This is a genomic window from Verrucomicrobiota bacterium (genome assembly GCA_016871675.1).
Classification (GTDB): Bacteria; Verrucomicrobiota; Verrucomicrobiia; order Limisphaerales; family VHCN01; genus VHCN01.
In genome coordinates this window covers 1-16,945 of sequence record VHCN01000039.1, presented here as the reverse complement: position 1 = coordinate 16,945, position 16,945 = coordinate 1, and the positions used below count along the sequence as shown (strand labels likewise).

Here is a 16,945-nt window from a genome sequence, read left to right as displayed (position 1 = left end):
GAAGCGCCTCCGGCCTCTTTTTCCCCGGCCGCACTCTCGGCACCCCCTGTCACACGTCACTCAAGTAAATCTCCCTGTTACGATACAGGTAGAGCGCGCCAGACGTGGCCGTCAGCGAGACCGTCACCCAGAGCGAGAACTGCGCGAACGGCCCGACCCACGGGTTGAAAAACCCCTTGAGCACCGGCCACCACTCCACGTGCGCGTCGAGCACGAGCAGCGCGATGACCGCCACCATCTGCGAAATGGTCTTATGCTTGCCGTAGCGTTCTGCCGCGAGCGTCACACCCTTCGACGCCGCGAGCAGCCGCAGACCGGTGATCGCCAGTTCACGCGCCACGATCACGATGGCCATCCACGCCTCGACGATCACGATGGGCGCCGGCGCCAGTTGCGCCCGCTCCACCAGCGCGATGAACGCCGAGCACGTGAGGATCTTGTCCGCGAGCGGGTCCATCAGAATGCCGAAGTTCGTGATCAGCTTCCGCTCGCGCGCGATCTTGCCATCGAAGTAATCCGTCAGGCTCGCGATGCTGAAGAACACGAGCGCGAGCGTGTCATTCACCGGCGAGCGCGAAAACATCACGGCGAGGAAGACTGCCGTCATCACGAAGCGCAACACCGTCAGTTGGTTGGGAAGGTTCATTCGGGCGGCATCACTTGCATCTTAAGCGTCACGTTTTACGACGGACGGGTGAATCGTGAAACGCAAAAACGCAGCGCGTGACCGGCAACCCTGCCGTCACACTGGCTCTGCAATCAGGTCGTAGTCCGTGTGCCCGTCGACGCGCACCGTGGCGAACTCGCCCGCCGGCAGCAACCCGCGCACATACACCCGCCCGTCAATGTCCGGCGCGTCCGCGTCGCCGCGGGCGACGGAGTAGTTTCGGGATTGGAGTTTCGAGTTCCGGGATGTTCCGTCGCGCAAAAGCCCGTGTTCCCACGAGCGGATGCCGGCCTGCTTGAGATGCCGGTCGTTCGCTGGCCCTTCGACGAGCGCCTTGAGCGTGCGGCCGACGAAGCGTTCGCTCACGTCACGCGCGACCGCGTGTTGCTCCGCCATCGCGCGCGCGCGCCGCCGCTGCTTCACCTTGTCGGGGACCTGGCCCGCCATGCGGCCCGCGACGGTGCCCTCCTCCTGCGAGTAGGCGAAAACGCCAAGTCGCTCGAATCTCGACTCCCGGATGAAGTCGAGCAGCGTCTCGAAGTGCGCCTCCGTCTCGCCGGGGAATCCGACGATGAACGTCGTGCGCAGCGCGATTCCGGGAATGCCCGCGCGGATGGCCGCGAGCAGGTCCGCGATGTATTGGCGCGACGTCTCGCGCCGCATCCGCTGGAGCATCTCGTCGTGGATGTGTTGCAGCGGAATGTCCACGTAACGCGCGACCTTCGGGCAGGCAGCGATGGTGCGGATGAGTTCGTCGGTCCAGTGCGCCGGGTGCGTGTAAAGGAGGCGGATCCAGAAGTCGCCCGGCAGGTTGTTCAACTCACGCACCAGCGTGCAAAGCGTCGTGGCATCGGCGGCCAGCGCCTTCGCGGCCGTGGTGAACCGTTCCGGCGAGGCAATCGCGCGGCTGGCGTTCGCGCGCAAGTCGAGCCCGTAGTAGGTCGAGTCCTGCGAGATGAGGTTGAGTTCCTTCACCCCGTCCGCGAGCAGCGCCCGCGCTTCGGCGACGACGTCCGCCTGCGCGCGGCTCCGATGCGAACCGCGCATACGCGGGATGATGCAAAAGCTGCACGGATGATTGCAGCCCTCGGCAATCTTCACGTAGGCGAAGTGCCGCGGCGTGAGCCGGAAGCGTGGCGTGGCGAAGTCGGGGACGAACGTCGGCCGGGCGGAGACATCGTGAACGGCGGATGGCAGAGGGCGGATGGCGGATGAGTCAACACTGGGTTCGCTCGACCTGCCAAACCTGCCTGCGGCGCCAAGCGACCCGGTGCCCGCGTGTTCGGGATCTGGGTGGCGCTGTTCCAGTCCAGCGATGGCTTTCGTGATCGCGGACTTTGGACTTTTGACCTTGGACTTTGTCCCGGCTGCGATTCTTTGAGCGCGAGTGGCAAGTGCTTTCCTCACGATGGCCGGGACTTGCGCCACCTGGTCAATGCCCATGAACGCGTCCACCTCCGGGAAGAGCTTCGGCAGTTCGTCGCGGAAGCGTTGCGCGAGGCAGCCCGACACAATCACGGCCTGCCCGCGGTGCTGCGCGTCGCGCACCGCGGCGCTCTCCAGAATCGTGTCCACGCTCTCCTCCTGCGCGGCGTCGATGAACGAGCACGTGTTCACGATCACCGCGTCGGCGTCCACCGGGTCGTTCGTAATCTCCGCTCCGTCCTGGAGCAGCGAGCCGAGCATGATCTCGGCGTCCACAAGATTCTTCGCGCAGCCGAGGGAAATCATGCCGACGCGCAGCCGGCGCGCAGCGGGTTGGGTCGGGTCGCTCACAGCAAGGCAAGGCTACGGGCCGCGCGGTTTGAGAGCAACTCCAGCCACGGCGCGGCCTGCCTCATCGCTGACTCGCCGTCCGTCAGGTCCGGCGCGAGCGCGTGGGTCTCCGTGAAGAGTCTGGTCAGGCTCGCGCGGTCGTTGACCACACCGCCGAGACCGATGCACGGGAGACCGCGCGCTCGGGCGCGTCGCGCGATTTCGCCGACGCCCTTGCCCATCAACGTGGAACGATCCAACGCGCCCTCGCCAGTGATGACCACGTCGCACATTCGCAAGCGGCGATCGAGCGCGGCGTGCGTCGCGAAGAGGTCGAATCCCGGCAAAAGCCGCGCGCTGAGAAACGCACGCAACCCAAAGCCCAATCCGCCCGCGGCCCCCGCGCCGGGCTCCCGGCGGTCATCGCGACCGAGGTCCCGCGCGAGAATATCTGCAAGCCGGCGAAGACACATCTCAGATCGCGCGAAGTCCCGCTTACGCAGTCCTTTCTGCGGGCCGTAGATTCGCGAGCAACCGCGCACACCGAGCAGCGGGTTCTGCACATCCACGGCCACTCTCAGGTCCCGGATCAACTTGCGCCGCGGTGCGACTGCACGACTGAGCGGGGGCAGATCTGTCCACGACTCGATGGCTGCTCCTGCTCGGTCGAAAAACTTCCAGCCCAGCGCACGCGCGACTCCGAAACCCGCGTCGTTCGTTGCACTCCCGCCGATGCCCACGAGGATGTGCCGCGCGCCGTTCGCCGCCGCAGCTTCCAGCGCGGCACCGAGGCCGAACGTATCGAGCTCGAACGGATGGAACTTCCCGCGCGGAAGCAGCGCGAGCCCGACGACCTTTGCAGACTCGATGATCGCGGTCTTCGTCCGCGGTTCCCACCACCACGGCGCGGTAAGAGGCCGGTGCGCGGCGTCCACCGTCCGCACGGATTTCCGCCGAGCGCCGAGCAGGTCTGCGAGCACTTCACCAAAGCCATCGCCGCCATCGCTCATGGGCAGGAGTTCGAGGCGGTCCCCGGGACGAGCCTTTCGCCACCCCCGCGCGATGGCATCCGCCGCGGCTTGAGCCGTGAGCGTGCCCTTGAATTTGTCCGGCACGATGAGGACGCGCAGCGACATCACGAGCTTGCTCAACGTTTTGCGCCGCGCTTCCATTCCACTCGCGGCGGCTCGGGCAGGCCTTGAGCCCGGAGCGCGGTGCGGAAGTGCATTTTCGCCACCTTCGGCAAACCGGCGGCGCCGTGCCTCGTGAGGAATTCCCTCGCGGCGGCATCCACGGCGGCGGACGCACCTTTCGGCAACTTCACGTCAAACTGTTTTTCCAGGGCCACGAGCCGCGTGACGAATTCGTGCCGCGCGAGAATCGACGCCGCGGCCACGGCGAGGTCCGCCTCGGCCTTGTGGCGTTGGACGAGCTCGACCTCGCGCCCGAGCGGCATGAGCGCCTTGGCGACCGTGTCCTTGCTCGAAGCAAACTGATCACTGATGGCGCGCACGGGCCGCGGGTTCATCGCCTCGCGGCGACCCATGAGATTCTCGATGACGCGCGCGTGGCCCCATGCGAGCACGGCGTTCACGGTGCGCATCTTCAAGTGAAGCCGGTTGTAAGCCTCGTTTCCGATCGTCACGACGTCGGACACGCATCCGGGCGTTTCGCGGATGAGCTTCGCAAGCTCGGCAATCTTCCGGTCGCTCGAAATGTGCTTCGAGTCGCGCACGCCGGCGTCCTGCCACGCGCGCACGACCGCCTCGTTCACGTAGGCGCCCGCGATGCACAGCGGCCCGAAGAAATCGCCCTTGCCGCTTTCGTCCACGCCGAGCCGGGGCAGGAGCATCTCGGGATTCAGCACCGCCTCGTAGCCGAGGCGCGCTTCCTTCAGGATTTCAGGCTCGAGGACAAACTCGACAAAGTCGCGCGTGCCCCTGCCCTGCACGACGAGCTTGCCGCTGTTGTAGAAGACGACGTTCCACTGGTCGCCGTCCGCGGCGAAGCGCGCGTAAGGCACGTCACGGAACTTCAATCCCCGCGCTTCGAGCCACGACTTGAGCGTGGCGGCCTGCGGGTCGGTGAGCCTGCACGTGTGGGAGGTCAGCGGCGTCACGAACGTTGCCGCATCGTAGGCGCGGCGACTATCCTCGCGCAACCCATGACTCGCCCGGGGAAGTTCCAAGTTTCGAGTTCCAGGTTGCAGGATGGCGGCAAGCCCGCCGACCGCGCGCGTGGCAGGCGCATGGTCCCGCGGCTGATGCGGTGGTTCGGCGCAAACGCGCGCGACCTGCCGTGGCGCCGGACGCGCGACCCGTATGCCATCTGGATTTCGGAGGTGATGCTGCAACAGACGCAGGTGAAAACAGTCGTGCCCTATTTTGAGCGCTGGATGCGCGAGTTGCCGGACGTTGCCTCGCTCGCGGCTGCGCGTGAGCAGCGAGTGCTCAAGCTGTGGGAGGGGCTCGGCTACTACCGGCGCGCGCGACATCTACAACGGGCCGCGCGCGACATCATGGAACGGAACGACAGCCGGTTTCCCCGCGAGTTCGACGCGATCCTCGCCCTGCCCGGCGTCGGGCGCTACACGGCGGGCGCGGTTGCGAGCATCGCCTTCAACCACCCCGCGCCGATCGTCGATGGCAACGTGACGCGCGTGCTCGCGCGGGTGTTCGCCATGCGCAAATCGCCGCGGCTTCCACCGGTCCGGCGAAAACTCTGGGCCCTCGCGGCGTTGCTCGTTTCCATGGCGGGCACCCGCGGTCGGGCCATTCGACTTCAACGCCTCGAAGGCGCGGCTTCGCGTGTGGGTGCATCTTCTGCGCTGAACCAGTCGCTCATGGAACTGGGCGCGCTGATCTGCACACCGCGGTCGCCCCGGTGTGAAGACTGCCCGCTCTTCCATGACTGCGAAGCCCGCAAACTCGGCGTCGAAGACCGGATTCCCCTCAAAGAGCGCCGGCACGAAACACTCGTGAGGACGTTCGTCTCGATTGTCGCTTTCCGCCGGGGACGGGTTTTGGTCCGCCAGCGTCCCATGGACGGCGTGAACGGTGGGATGTGGGAATTCCCGAACCTGGAGGTCGAGCCAGGCGCCGCGGGTGTCGAGCCGGCGCGGGACAAACTCCGAACGTCCCTACGTGCGGCCCCAGGCAACCGGCTCTGCTCGGTGCGTCACACGATCATGCGAGATCGGATGGAAGTGCACGCGTTTCTTGCAAGCGGGCGCGCAAGCCGTCCGGTCGCGGGCGGGGTTTGGGTGACCCGCGCGCAACTTCGCGCCCTTCCGTTCGCCCGCGCGCACTCGGAGATTCGGGAAGCCTTTCTGAACTGCCCCGCGGATGTTGTGACACCTCGCGACAACGACCCGCCTCTCGCGCGCCGCGCGCGTGGGAACGTTGACCTTTGAACCCGTCCAGGCGGCTCTCCGGTCGCCACCGCCAGCCCGAGGCAGTTTCCACGACCAGGTCGCACGGACGTGAACCACCCTGCCCCCGGCGATGACCGCCACGCCGGGCTCGTTCCGGCCAGTTGCAGGCAGTATAGTCAAGACTAACTTTCCTTATTGACTCAAACTCCGCATGGGATACTGTCCACCCGGATTGCGGCAGCGCGCCGCCATTGATTGCATGCGAATTCGAACGACCATGAACCCCAATCGCCGACTCTTCCTCGCCGTGGTGGCCGCGGCCGCCGCCGCCATGCTCCTTCCCGAAAGCCGGGCCGCGGGGGCCAAAATCAAGGTTGCGGCCACCGTGTCCATGGTGACCGACCTTGTGAAGCAGGTCGGCGGGGATCGCATCGAGGTGGCCGGCCTGATGGGCGCGGGAGTGGACCCGCATCTCTACAAGGCAACCGCCGCCGACGTGGTGAAGCTCCAGCAGGCGGACGTGATCTTCTACAACGGCCTTGTGCTCGAGGGGAAGATGCAGGATGTCTTCGCGAAGCTCGCGCGCACCAAAAAATTCGTTTACCCGCTCAGCGAGTCCATTCCCGTCGAGAAGCTCCTCGAGCCGCCGGAGTTCGAGGGCCACTACGATCCGCACGTGTGGTTCGACGTCACGCTGTGGGCGATGTGCGCCGACACGGTGGTCAAGGGGCTTGGCGAGTTTTCGCCGAAGGACAAGCCTTACTTCGAAAGGCGAGGCGAGGAGGTTCGCTCCAAGCTTGCGGCCCTTCACGAGTGGGCGCTCAAGAAGTCCGCCGAGCTGCCGAAGGAGAAGCGCATCCTCGTCACCAGCCACGACGCCTACAATTACTTCGGCCGCGCCTACGGATTTCAGGTTGTCGGCTTGCAGGGCGTCTCGACCGTGACGGAGGCGGGTCTCAAGGACATGGCCAAGCTCGTGGACTTCATCAAGAAGCACAAGGTGAAGGCGGTCTTTGTCGAGTCGAGCGTCTCGCCCGCGGCGATCAAGCGCATCAGCCAGGATGCGAAGGTCAAGGTCGGCGGCGAACTTTTCTCCGACGCGATGGGCACACCCGGCCAGATAGAGAATGGCTACGACCTCGGCACCTACGAGGGCATGATCAAACACAACCTCACGACGATTGTTGAAGCATTGAAGTAACGGCGGGAGATTAGGTTCAGGATTACGATGAGGATTATGAACCAACTCGTGATTCCGTCCTGCTCCCGCTCGGCATTCTGATCTTACTCCCAATCCCCAAACCTCACTCGCATGAACCGAACCGACCGCATCCTCATCATCGCCACAGCCTTCGCCTCAATCGCCACCGAACTTCCCGCCGCGGACGCCGCAAAGCCCGGCCGCCCCGTCGATGGCATCATGGACAACTCGTTCCTCGTCGAGGAGGCCTACAACCAGCCCGAAGGCGTGGTGCAGCACATCTTCAACGCGCAGTTGGGCCGGGACTTGCTCGGCGGACCTGATGTCTCGGCGTGGACTTTCACCTTTACGCAGGAGTGGCCGCTTGTGAGTCAGCGTCACCAACTGAGCTTCACGATGCCGTTCAGTTTTGTGGACACCGGCGCGCTGAGGACGAGCGGCTTGAACGACACGCTGCTCAACTACCGCTTGCAGGCTTACTACAACGAGGAATCGCTCACGGCGTTCGCGCCGCGCGTGAGTCTGGTGCTGCCGTCAGGCAATGCGAATCGCGGCTTCGGCTCGGACACGCTCGGCTTGCAGGCGAACCTGCCGTTCAGCACCGCGCTTTCGGACGAGTGGTTCGCCCACGCCAACGCGGGAATGACCTGGCTTCCGAACGCCGGTCCCGCGCCCCGTCGCGTGCTGCAGAACTACAGCGCCGCCGCGAGCCTCATCTATTGCCCGCGCGAGGACTTCCACCTGTTGATCGAAGGCGCCGCCAATTGGAACGAGGGCGTCAACGCCGCCGGTCGCGTCACGCGCCCGCTCTCCCTGCTGGTCTCGCCCGGCGTGCGCAAGGCGTTCAACCTCGCCGGCGACCGCCAGCTCGTGCTTGGCATCGCCGCGCCCATCGGCGCCACGCGCACCGCGCCGGACTACGGCGTGTTCCTCTACCTCTCGTTCGAGCACTTCTTCAAGCGCAAGTAGCCGCGCACAATCCATCCATGCAACCCAACGAGTCACTCGCATCGCGGGAAGCGACAGCTCCGTCCAGCACTCCCCCGGCCTCAGTCTTCAGTCCCCCCATCTCCGAGCCGCCCCCGCTCGAAATCCACGACCTCACCGTCGCGTATCACAAGAAACCGGTGCTGTGGGGCATCGACCTCGCGGTCCCGCACGGCAAACTCGTGGGCATCGTCGGCCCGAACGGCGCCGGCAAATCCACGCTCATCAAGGCCGCGATGGGTTTGCTCCCGCTCAGCAGCGGCTGGGTGAAAATCTTTGGCGCACCCATCGCGAGGAGCCTCACCCGCATCGGCTACGTTCCGCAGCGCGAGTCCGTGGACTGGGATTTTCCCGTGAACGTGATGGACGTTGTGCTCATGGGCCGCTACGGGCGTCTCGGCTTGTTCCGGCGCCCATCGGCCGCCGACCGCGACAAGGCACGCGAGTGCCTCGACAAGGTAAAGATGCTGCCCTACGCGAACCGGCAGATTTCCAACCTGAGCGGCGGCCAGCAACAGCGCGTGTTCCTCGCTCGCGCGCTCGCGCAGGAGAGCGACCTCTATTTCATGGACGAGCCGTTCGCCGGAGTGGACGCCGCGACCGAAAGCGCAATCGTGGCCCTGCTGCACGAGCTCAAAGACCGCGGCAAGACCCTCCTCGTCGTTCATCACGACCTGCCGACTGCGCGGAACTATTTCGACATGCTGCTGCTGCTGAACATGCGGCTCGTCGCCTTCGGCCCGACCGAGCTGGTGTTCAACCACGAAACGCTGCAAACCACCTACGGTGGCCGGCTGACGATTTTGAGCGAAGTCGCCGAGGCAGTGAGGGCGAAGGCGAGTCAGTAGCGAGTGGTGAGGAGCATGCACACGCCAGCAACCCCATCCACACGCGGCAATCCAGCGATGAGGGCTTCGCCCCATGCGTCGCTGCTCATCGCAGCCTTCCTGCTGCTGTGCGCGGCGACAGCCCACGCTTCCCGCATCGGCGACCTCGCCGATTCGCCCATCTGGGCGCAGGCGCTGCGGTTCTTCACGTTCCAGGATCCGTCAGTTCGATACGCCCTGATTGGCTCGATGCTGCTCGGCGTGTCGTGCGGTTTGCTGGGCGGCTTCATCGTCGTGCGCAAGATGGCGCTCATGGGCGACGCGCTCTCGCACGCCGTGCTGCCGGGCGTCGCGCTCGGGTTTCTCTGGAACATGAGCAAGGACCCCGTCGCCATCTTTGTCGGAGCGACGCTCGCGGGACTGCTCGGCACCGTGCTTGTCGGCGTCATCCAGCAGACCACGCGGCTCAAGGAAGACACCGCGCTCGGCATGGTGCTCGCCTCGTTCTTCGCGGTCGGCATTTGCGCCGTGACGATGATCCAGCGCCTGCCCACCGGGAACAAGAGCGGCATCGACAAGTTCCTCTTCGGCCAGGCCGCGGCCATCGGCGCGAACGACGTCACCCTCATGGCCGTCGTCACCGCGCTGGCCATCGGCACGGTTTGGGTTCTCTACAAGGAGTTCCTCGTCACCAGCTTTGACCCGGCGTTCGCGCGCGTGTGCGGCTTCCCGGTGAAGTGGCTGCACCACGCGCTCATGCTGCTGCTGGCGTTCGCGGTCGTCATCGCGCTGCAGGCGGTGGGCGTCGTGCTCGTCTCCGCGATGCTCATCACTCCCGCAGCCGCGGCGTATCTGCTCACCGACCGGCTGCACCGGATGCTGCTGCTCGCTGCGGCGTTCGGGCTCGGCGCGGGCGCGACGGGCTGCTTCTTCTCGTTCCTCGGCAACAACCTGCCGACCGGCCCGTGCATGGTGCTCGGCGCGACGGCCGTGTTCGCGCTTGCGTTTCTTTTCGGCCCGCGCCATGGCGTGTTCGCGAAGTGGTGGCGCCGACGGTCGCAATCCGGCCGCGTCGGACGCGAAAACACGTTGAAGGCCCTCTATCACGTGCTCGAATCGCGCGACTTCAAGGGCGAGGGGGTTTCGCTGCGCGAACTCGCCGAGCGGCGCCACATGACCGTCGAGGCTTCCTCGCGTGAAGTGCAGGCGCTCCGTCGCAACCAACTCGCCACGCTCACCGAGGACGGCAACATGGTTCACCTCACGCCGGAGGGCTGGACGCGCGCGTGCGTCATCGTGCGCAACCACCGGCTCTGGGAACTCTACCTCACGAACGAGGCGCATATCGCGTCCGACCACGTCCACGAGGACGCCGAGAAAATCGAGCACGTGCTCGGCGAGGAAACAGTGCTCCAACTCGAACGCCGCCTCGAATCACCCACCAAAGACCCGCACGGCCGGCCGATCCCGAGCCTCGCCGACCTTCGCCGCGGCGCCGCTGTCGATCGCCGCGACGAACTCGTCGGATACGGCAGGAGGATCTGACATTCCCAGCACACCACGCCGTGACCCAACTCATCCCCTCCTTCGGCGCGCACCGCGTCTTTGTCGAGCCATGGACCGAGCAGTTCGCCAGCACGGGCTGGATTGTGCTGATGGGCTTCCTCGTCGCTGCGGCGTGCGGGTTGGTCGGCAATTACCTCATCCTCCGGCGCATGGCGCTTGTGGGCGATGCCATCAGCCACAGCGTGCTGCCCGGCATGGCGATCGCATTTCTGCTCACAGGCAGCCGCGGCTCGGTCGCGATGTTCCTCGGCGCGCTCGCGGCGGGCGTCGTCACCACCGTGATCATCGAGACCATCCACAAGCGCACGCGCGTGAAGCAGGACTCCGCCATCGGCATCGCATTCACGAGCTTGTTCGCGCTCGGCGTGGTGCTCATCAACATCTTTGCGGCGAAGGTGGATCTCGACCAGGAATGCGTCCTCTACGGCGAGATCGCGTTCATCCCGCTCGAACCGATCGTGTCCGTCGCCGGCTTCCCGCTCGGCCCGCCGACGGTGCTGCGCATGGCAGTTGTCGCGGCGGTCACCGTTTCGCTCGTGCTGGTTTTCTACAAGGAACTGCTCGTGAGTTCATTCGACTCCGGGCTCGCCGTCTCGCTCGGGATCAACGCCACGCTTGTGCACTACGCGCTCATGAGCTGGCTGTCGGTGGTCGTGGTGAGCGCGTTCGAGTCCGTCGGCGCCATCCTTGTCATCGCGATGCTGATCCTGCCGGGCGCGACCGCGTCGCTGCTCGCTTGCCGGCTACCGCTCGTGCACGGACTCGCCGTGATTCACGCGGCGCTGAGTTCGGTGCTTGGGATGCATCTTGCCACGTGGCTCAACTGCTCCGTCGCGGGCGCAATGGTCGTGGCTGCGACGGGCCTGTTCACGCTGGCGTGGGTGTTCGGACCGGAGCGAGGCTTGTCGCGTCGCTGGCTCAGGACAACCGCGAACGAACCGGAATCCGGCGCCCCACCTGCGGCCGCTTCGCGATGACACCCGAACTCCTCATCGAACGCGTGGTTTCCGTCGGGTTGCTTGTCATTGGTCTCTCGCACTGGATGCGGGCTCGGCTGTGAGCGGACCTCTTCGTGGAATGGAGCGGCAGCCGGTTTCTTCCGCTGCATCTCGGCTGGCTCTACTTGCAAGTGGGCAGCGCAGCCGCCTTCGGCCACAACGTATGGGCGCGGGACTCGGTGATGTCATCACGCTGATGAGCTGGCGCTGCGTGGTCAAAGGCGCCGGGTATCTCCTCTGGCCGCGCGCGCTCACTGCGATGATGGACAGAGCCATGCCGGCCGAGAAACAACCGCACCGCAAGGTCGTGCTTGCTGGCGCGTTCATTACCGTGGTGGGGCATTCTCGTCGGGCACGTGTTCTTCAAGGCGTAGCCCCTCTCGCGAGCCTTCGGGGTTGACCCCTCGGCGCACGCTGCACACGATGTCGCCGCTTGGCTTCGCCCCACTACATCATCGTTGGAGGCGGGATTGTCGGGCTGGCCACCGCGCTCAAGCTCGGCCGGCGATTGCCCAACGCCCGCATCACCGTGCTCGAAAAGGAGGATGCCGTCGGGCGCCACCAATCCGGCAACAACAGCGGCGTGTTGCACTGCGGCCTCTACTACAAACCCGGCTCCCTGAAAGCGCGCCTCGCCGTCGGGGGCATCCGCGAGATGACGGCGTTTTGCCGCGACCACCGGATTCCGCACGAAGTGTGCGGCAAGCTCGTGGTCGCTGTGGATGATTCGGAGGTTGGGCGCCTGCGCGCACTGCACGGGCGTGGCGAACAAAATGGCCTGGAAGGCTTGAAGTGGCTCACGCGTGACGAAGCGCTGGCGATCGAGCCGCACGTCGCCGGCGTCGCGTGGCTGCGGGTTCCGCAGGAGGGCATTGTTGATTATCCGCAGGTGTGCGCGGCGATGCTGCGGGAGATATCAAAGCAAGGCGGACGCGTGATGACCGGGGCGAGGGTGACAGCGTTCGAAACGCGGGCGACCGGCTGGATCGTGAAAACCGCGGCGGGCGACCACGAGGCGGACTTCATCGTCACGTGCGCCGGATTGCACAGCGACCGCGTGAGCGAACTGGCCGGCGAGAAGCGCGACGTGCGCATCGTCCCGTTCCGCGGCGAATACTACAAGCTTCGGCCCGGGAGGCAGTCGCTCGTGCGGCATTTGATCTACCCCGTGCCCGACCCGGTGTTTCCGTTTCTCGGCGTGCACTTCACGCGGCTCATCGAGGGCGGCATCGAGGCGGGGCCGAACGCCGTGCTCGCCTTCGCGCGCGAGGGCTATCGCAAGTCCGACGTGAACATGCGCGACCTCTGTGATGCGCTCGGCTTCGCCGGCCTGTGGCGATTCCTCGGCCGGCACAAACGGATGTGCTGGGAGGAAGTGAAACGTTCGCTGAGCAAGCGGCTCTTCTGCGGCTCCCTGCGCCGGCTCGTGCCGGAACTGCGCGAGGATGATCTCGTGCCCGGCGGCGCGGGAGTTCGCGCGCAGGCCATGTCACCGGCGGGCGAGCTCGTGCAGGACTTCTGCCTCGTGGCTCGGCCGCGTGCGCTGCACGTGCTCAACGCGCCGAGCCCCGGCGCGACGGCGTCGCTCGCCATCGGCGGCGAGATCGCCCGGCAGGTTGCCGGCGCTGCGGCGTAAGTGGAACTCCGACTTGCGGCGCGCGCCCGCGGCTGGTCTACTACGGCCATCAACCCCGGCGCGACGGACGCGAACCCATCTCGGCATATGCCTCAAATCGTCAAGCAACTCGCCATCTTCCTCGACAACCGCCCCGGCATGCTCGCCCGTGTGTGCGAGGCGCTCTCCGAGGCCAGCATCAACATTCACGCGCTCACCACCAGCGACACCGTGGACCACGCGGTCATCCGCATGATCGTGAGCGACCCGCAGAGGGCGATTCATGTCTTCGAGGAATACGGCACGCTCGTGGTGGACGACGACGTGATCCTCGCCGACGGCGACAACAAGCCCGGTTCGCTCGCCCGCATTGCGCGCCGGCTCGCCGCGGCCAAGGTGAACATCGAGTATTGCTACAGCGCCACCGCGCCCGACGCGCGCAAAGGCGTGCTCGTCCTGCGCGTGGACAACCCGCAGAAGGCGCTGAAGGCGCTGAACAGTTGATGCGCCGGGGGCGCGGGCGCCGGAAGGAGTATTCCGTTTTCAGTTTTCAGGATCCAGTGTTGAGTCCATCGCATTCGAAGTCCGGTGCCGCTGCCTGCGCCCGCCGTTCGACTGAGCACTGAATCCTGAAAACCGAACCCCGCCCGATGCCGTTTCCCCTGCTCTACGAAATCAACACCCGCTGCTGGCTGCGCGGGCTTGCCGGGAAGCACGGCCGCCCGGTCCGCCTCGGCGATGTGCCCGAGGAGGAGTTTGACCAATGGGAACGGCTCGGCTTCACGCATATCTGGCTCATGGGCGCGTGGACCACGGGCGCACGGGCGCGAGCGCACGCGCTGAACGACCCAAACCTCCGCGCCGCCTTCGACAAGGTGCTGCCCGGATGGAAGCCCGCCGACGTGCCCGGCTCACCGTATGCCGTGTCGGAGTTTCGCGTGCCCCGCGCGCTGGGCGGCGAACACGGGCTGCGTCAGTTCCGCAAGCAACTGAAGGCGCGCGGGCTCAAGCTCGTTCTGGATTTCATCCCCAACCACCTCGGCCTCGATCACCCGTGGGTGCGGGAACGGGCGGACCTCTTCGTGCGCAGCGCCGGGCCCGCCATCGGCGCGTTCCCGGAAGAAACCCCGCGCGGCACCGCCTGGATCGCGCACGGCAAGGACCCCTACTTCCCGCCGTGGGTGGACACCGCGCAACTGGACTTCCGCCGCGCGGACACGCATCACGCGATGACCGAGTTGCTGGTCGACCTCGCCGCGAAGTGCGACGGCCTCCGCTGCGACATGTCGATGCTGCTCTTGCAGGACGTGTTCGCGCGCACCTGGGAATCGTTTCCGTGCCTGGGCGAGGAAGTCGGCGCGGAATTCTGGCCCGCAGCCATCGCCGCAGTGAAGTCGCGCCGGCCCGACTTTTTGTTTCTCGGTGAAGTCTACTGGGACCTGGAACCGCGGTTGCAGGAGCAGGGCTTCGACTTCACCTACGACAAGTGGCTTTACGATCACCTCGCGCAACACAACTACGACGAGGCGCAGGACCACCTGCTCCAGGCGCCGCCCGCATTCATCGCGAGGAGCGCGCACTTTCTGGAGAACCACGACGAGCTGCGAATTGCATCCTGGCTCCCGCTCACATCGCATCGTCCGGCTGCGCTGCTCGTGCTCGGGATGCCCGGCATGCGGCTCCTCCACGACGGCCAGCTCACGGGCGCGCAGCTTCGGCTGCCTGTCCAGCTTGGCCGGCGGCTTGATGAACCGGCCGACCCGGAGGTGGTGGCGCTCTACGAGGGGCTTCTGACCACGCTCAAGTCCACCGCGATCGGTCGCGGACGCGGCGCGCTGCTCAAGCCCGTGCGCGTGTGGGGCGAGAATCACACCGACCGCAACTTCATCCTCGTCCACTGGCAGTTGCATCCCGACGAGTTCGACCTCGTCGTCGTGAACCTCGCGCCGTATCAGAGCCAGTGTTTTGTGCCGCTGCCGGGCGACCGGCTCGGAGAATTCAACTGGCACCTCGCGGACCTGCTTGGCCCGGAACGCTACAACCGAACGGGCGCGGAACTCGTCAAGCCGGGCCTGTTCCTCGACGTGCCGGGGCACGCGGCGCAAGTGTTTCACTTCACGCCGAAGCCGCGCCACGTCGGTGGCGCAAACGCGCCGAAATTTGCCCCGCGATGAAGCGTTCGTTCGCACTCCCGGTTCTCGCGTCGTTGGTGATCGGCCATGTGCCCGTTCCGCTGCGCGCCGCAGAACCCGCCGGGTCTTCGGTCTTCCCCGGCAAATGCTGGCAGGAGTGCACCCCCGCCGAGGCGCGACTCTCCGCGGGGAAACTCGCCACGCTGTCCGAACTCGCAGCCGGCCGCGGCTGCGTTGTCCGTCACGGGAAGGTGGCCTTCACTTGGGGCGACCAGACGCGAAGCTACGACGTCGCGTCCGCAATGAAGCCCGTCATCAGCACGATGCTCTTCCTCGCCATCGCCGAAGGGAGGCTCGCGAGTCCGGACGCGCGCGTCGCCGACTTCGAGCCGCGGCTGCTGGCTCTCCCCAACGGCAAGGACGCCGCCATCACGTGGCGGCACCTCGCGTCGCAGACGTCCGGATACGGGCTCACCGAGCCGCCGGGCGCCGCGTATTCCTACAACGACTTTGCGCTCGCGCTCTATTACGACACGCTCACGACGGGCGTCTTCAAGCAGCCGGGCATCGAGGTGTTTCGTTCACGACTCGCCGCGCCGATGCAGTTCGAGGATGCGATCAGCTTCGACAAGCCCCGGGCCGGCCGCCTCGCGTTGAGCGTGCGCGACTTCGCGCGGTTCGGCCTGCTGTGCCTCCACCGGGGGAATTGGGACGGCAGGCAGCTCGTCGAGGCAAAGGCCTTCGATGCGATGCTCGGCTCGGTCGTGCCGCCGGCGATGCCGCGCACCGCCGGCCGGGACGCCGCGATGATCGAGGGCCAGCGCAGCATTGGCGGCACGCGCAACATCACGCCCGCGGGGCCGGGCTTCTACTCCTTCAACTGGTGGCTCAACCGCACGAATGCGCTTGGCCAGCGCCTCTACCGTGACCTTCCGCCGGAGACCTTCATCGCAGCGGGACACGGCGGGAAACGCATGCTCATCATCGTGCCCTCTTGGAACCTGGTCGTCTCGTGGAACGACTCGGTGATTGATGACCACGACGCCTCGCCCGGCAACCCGGAAACGAAGGCGAACCGCGCCGCGCGATTGCTGAACGCCGCCGTGCTCGATGCCGCGCCGCCGAACGGGCGGTGACATCCACGCGCGCGGTCAGCACTTTGCCGACTTGCGCTTCTTCCCAATCGTCCCGCGCGCCTGCACTTTGCGGATGTAGTCGGGCGCGAACGGCACCTGGCACGCCGTGTTGCCCATGTCGCAGGTGATTTGCCCGAGGCGAGTCCCGGCCCCGATGGCCGCGTCGGTGAGCGCGGCCACGTAACAACCGACGGCGATCACAAAGCCGTTCATCTGGTAACGAACGCGATCGGGCGCCTGGAGCATCGACTTCTCCGCGCGCTGCAGGAGGCGCTTGAGCAGCGGGAGGTCGAGGTCCGAATCCTCCGTGATGGCAACAAGGCTGCTGAGGGTCGCCCAACCGGCGAGAGCCTCGACTTCGTTTTTCGAGTCGATCCACTTGAGGGCAGCCGCCGCGCCGTGCGGGCTGCCGGCGGCGACCCAGGCAACCGTCGTCCCTGCGATGGCGGCGCAGTTCGGCGAACTGACCCAGCGTTGCAAGTCCTTCGCCGTCATCTTCGCGTCGTCGGCGATCAGCCCGGCCAGATACTGCGCGTCGTAAACGCCCGTGTCGAAGAGGTCCAGCGCGAGCGGGTAATCCATCTTCACGCGCTTTTGGATTTTCTTGAGCTCCTCGATCTTGACGCCGTAGCACGGCTCGCGCACGCCGTGGTTGAAGATAACTCGCTTGTAGCCGTCGGTGCCGAGC

The 16,945-nt window shown here is 66.1% G+C and carries 15 protein-coding genes; 10 read left to right on the top strand and 5 right to left on the bottom strand.

Features of this window, described 5'->3' with window-relative positions:
• Positions 1–49 precede the first annotated feature (49 nt).
• The 4 genes from pgsA to FJ386_09610 form a co-directional block, all read right to left on the bottom strand.
• The gene (pgsA, locus tag FJ386_09625; GenBank protein ID MBM3876962.1) at positions 50–646 is read right to left on the bottom strand and encodes a CDP-diacylglycerol--glycerol-3-phosphate 3-phosphatidyltransferase; all 597 of its coding nucleotides are present in this window, start codon (positions 644–646) and stop codon (positions 50–52) included.
• Positions 647–742: 96 nt separating this feature from the next.
• Positions 743–2,398: a 30S ribosomal protein S12 methylthiotransferase RimO gene (gene rimO, locus FJ386_09620; GenBank protein MBM3876961.1), complete on the bottom strand. Its 1,656-nt coding sequence runs from the start codon at positions 2,396–2,398 to the stop codon at positions 743–745.
• Positions 2,399–2,439: 41 nt separating this feature from the next.
• The gene (locus tag FJ386_09615) at positions 2,440–3,594 is read right to left on the bottom strand and encodes a glycerate kinase (protein ID MBM3876960.1); all 1,155 of its coding nucleotides are present in this window, start codon (positions 3,592–3,594) and stop codon (positions 2,440–2,442) included.
• Positions 3,570–4,541, bottom strand: a complete 972-nt coding sequence (locus FJ386_09610) for a ribonuclease HIII (protein ID MBM3876959.1) — start codon at positions 4,539–4,541, stop codon at positions 3,570–3,572. Before FJ386_09610 ends, FJ386_09615 begins: the two co-directional genes overlap by 25 nt.
• 45 nt (positions 4,542–4,586) lie before the next feature.
• Here FJ386_09610 and FJ386_09605 point away from each other — a divergent pair, with 45 nt between their 5' ends.
• From FJ386_09605 to FJ386_09560, 10 genes are all read left to right on the top strand, one after another.
• A complete protein-coding gene (locus FJ386_09605; GenBank protein ID MBM3876958.1) occupies positions 4,587–5,834 on the top strand; it encodes an A/G-specific adenine glycosylase in 1,248 nt (415 codons plus the stop codon).
• 220 nt (positions 5,835–6,054) lie between these two features.
• Entirely contained in the window at positions 6,055–6,996 is a 942-nt protein-coding gene (locus FJ386_09600) for an ABC transporter substrate-binding protein (protein ID MBM3876957.1), read from the top strand.
• Between the two features lie 111 nt (positions 6,997–7,107).
• Entirely contained in the window at positions 7,108–7,965 is an 858-nt protein-coding gene (locus FJ386_09595) for a transporter (protein ID MBM3876956.1), read from the top strand.
• Positions 7,966–7,982: 17 nt separating this feature from the next.
• Positions 7,983–8,831 carry a metal ABC transporter ATP-binding protein gene (locus FJ386_09590; protein MBM3876955.1) on the top strand — a complete coding sequence of 283 codons (849 nt, stop codon included), beginning with the start codon at positions 7,983–7,985 and terminating at the stop codon, positions 8,829–8,831.
• A gap of 57 nt (positions 8,832–8,888) precedes the next feature.
• Positions 8,889–10,355, top strand: coding sequence for an ABC transporter (locus FJ386_09585; GenBank protein ID MBM3876954.1), 1,467 nt, complete (start codon positions 8,889–8,891; stop codon positions 10,353–10,355).
• A gap of 110 nt (positions 10,356–10,465) precedes the next feature.
• Positions 10,466–11,353, top strand: coding sequence for a metal ABC transporter permease (locus FJ386_09580; GenBank protein ID MBM3876953.1), 888 nt, complete (start codon positions 10,466–10,468; stop codon positions 11,351–11,353).
• 454 nt (positions 11,354–11,807) lie between these two features.
• Positions 11,808–13,010 (top strand): L-2-hydroxyglutarate oxidase, encoded by a 1,203-nt coding sequence (lhgO, locus tag FJ386_09575; GenBank protein ID MBM3876952.1) that lies wholly within the window; start codon positions 11,808–11,810, stop codon positions 13,008–13,010.
• Between the two features lie 87 nt (positions 13,011–13,097).
• Positions 13,098–13,493 (top strand): ACT domain-containing protein, encoded by a 396-nt coding sequence (locus tag FJ386_09570; GenBank protein MBM3876951.1) that lies wholly within the window; start codon positions 13,098–13,100, stop codon positions 13,491–13,493.
• A 146-nt stretch (positions 13,494–13,639) separates the two neighbouring features.
• Complete coding sequence (locus tag FJ386_09565; GenBank protein ID MBM3876950.1) at positions 13,640–15,163, top strand: alpha-amylase; 1,524 nt, start codon at positions 13,640–13,642, stop codon at positions 15,161–15,163.
• A complete protein-coding gene (locus FJ386_09560) occupies positions 15,160–16,257 on the top strand; it encodes a hypothetical protein (GenBank protein MBM3876949.1) in 1,098 nt (365 codons plus the stop codon). The genes FJ386_09565 and FJ386_09560 overlap by 4 nt, the downstream gene beginning before the upstream one ends.
• Before the next feature lie 15 nt (positions 16,258–16,272).
• Here the strand turns inward: FJ386_09560 and FJ386_09555 are convergent.
• The coding region (locus FJ386_09555; GenBank protein ID MBM3876948.1) for a DNA alkylation repair protein at positions 16,273–16,945 on the bottom strand (673 nt) is incomplete at its 5' end.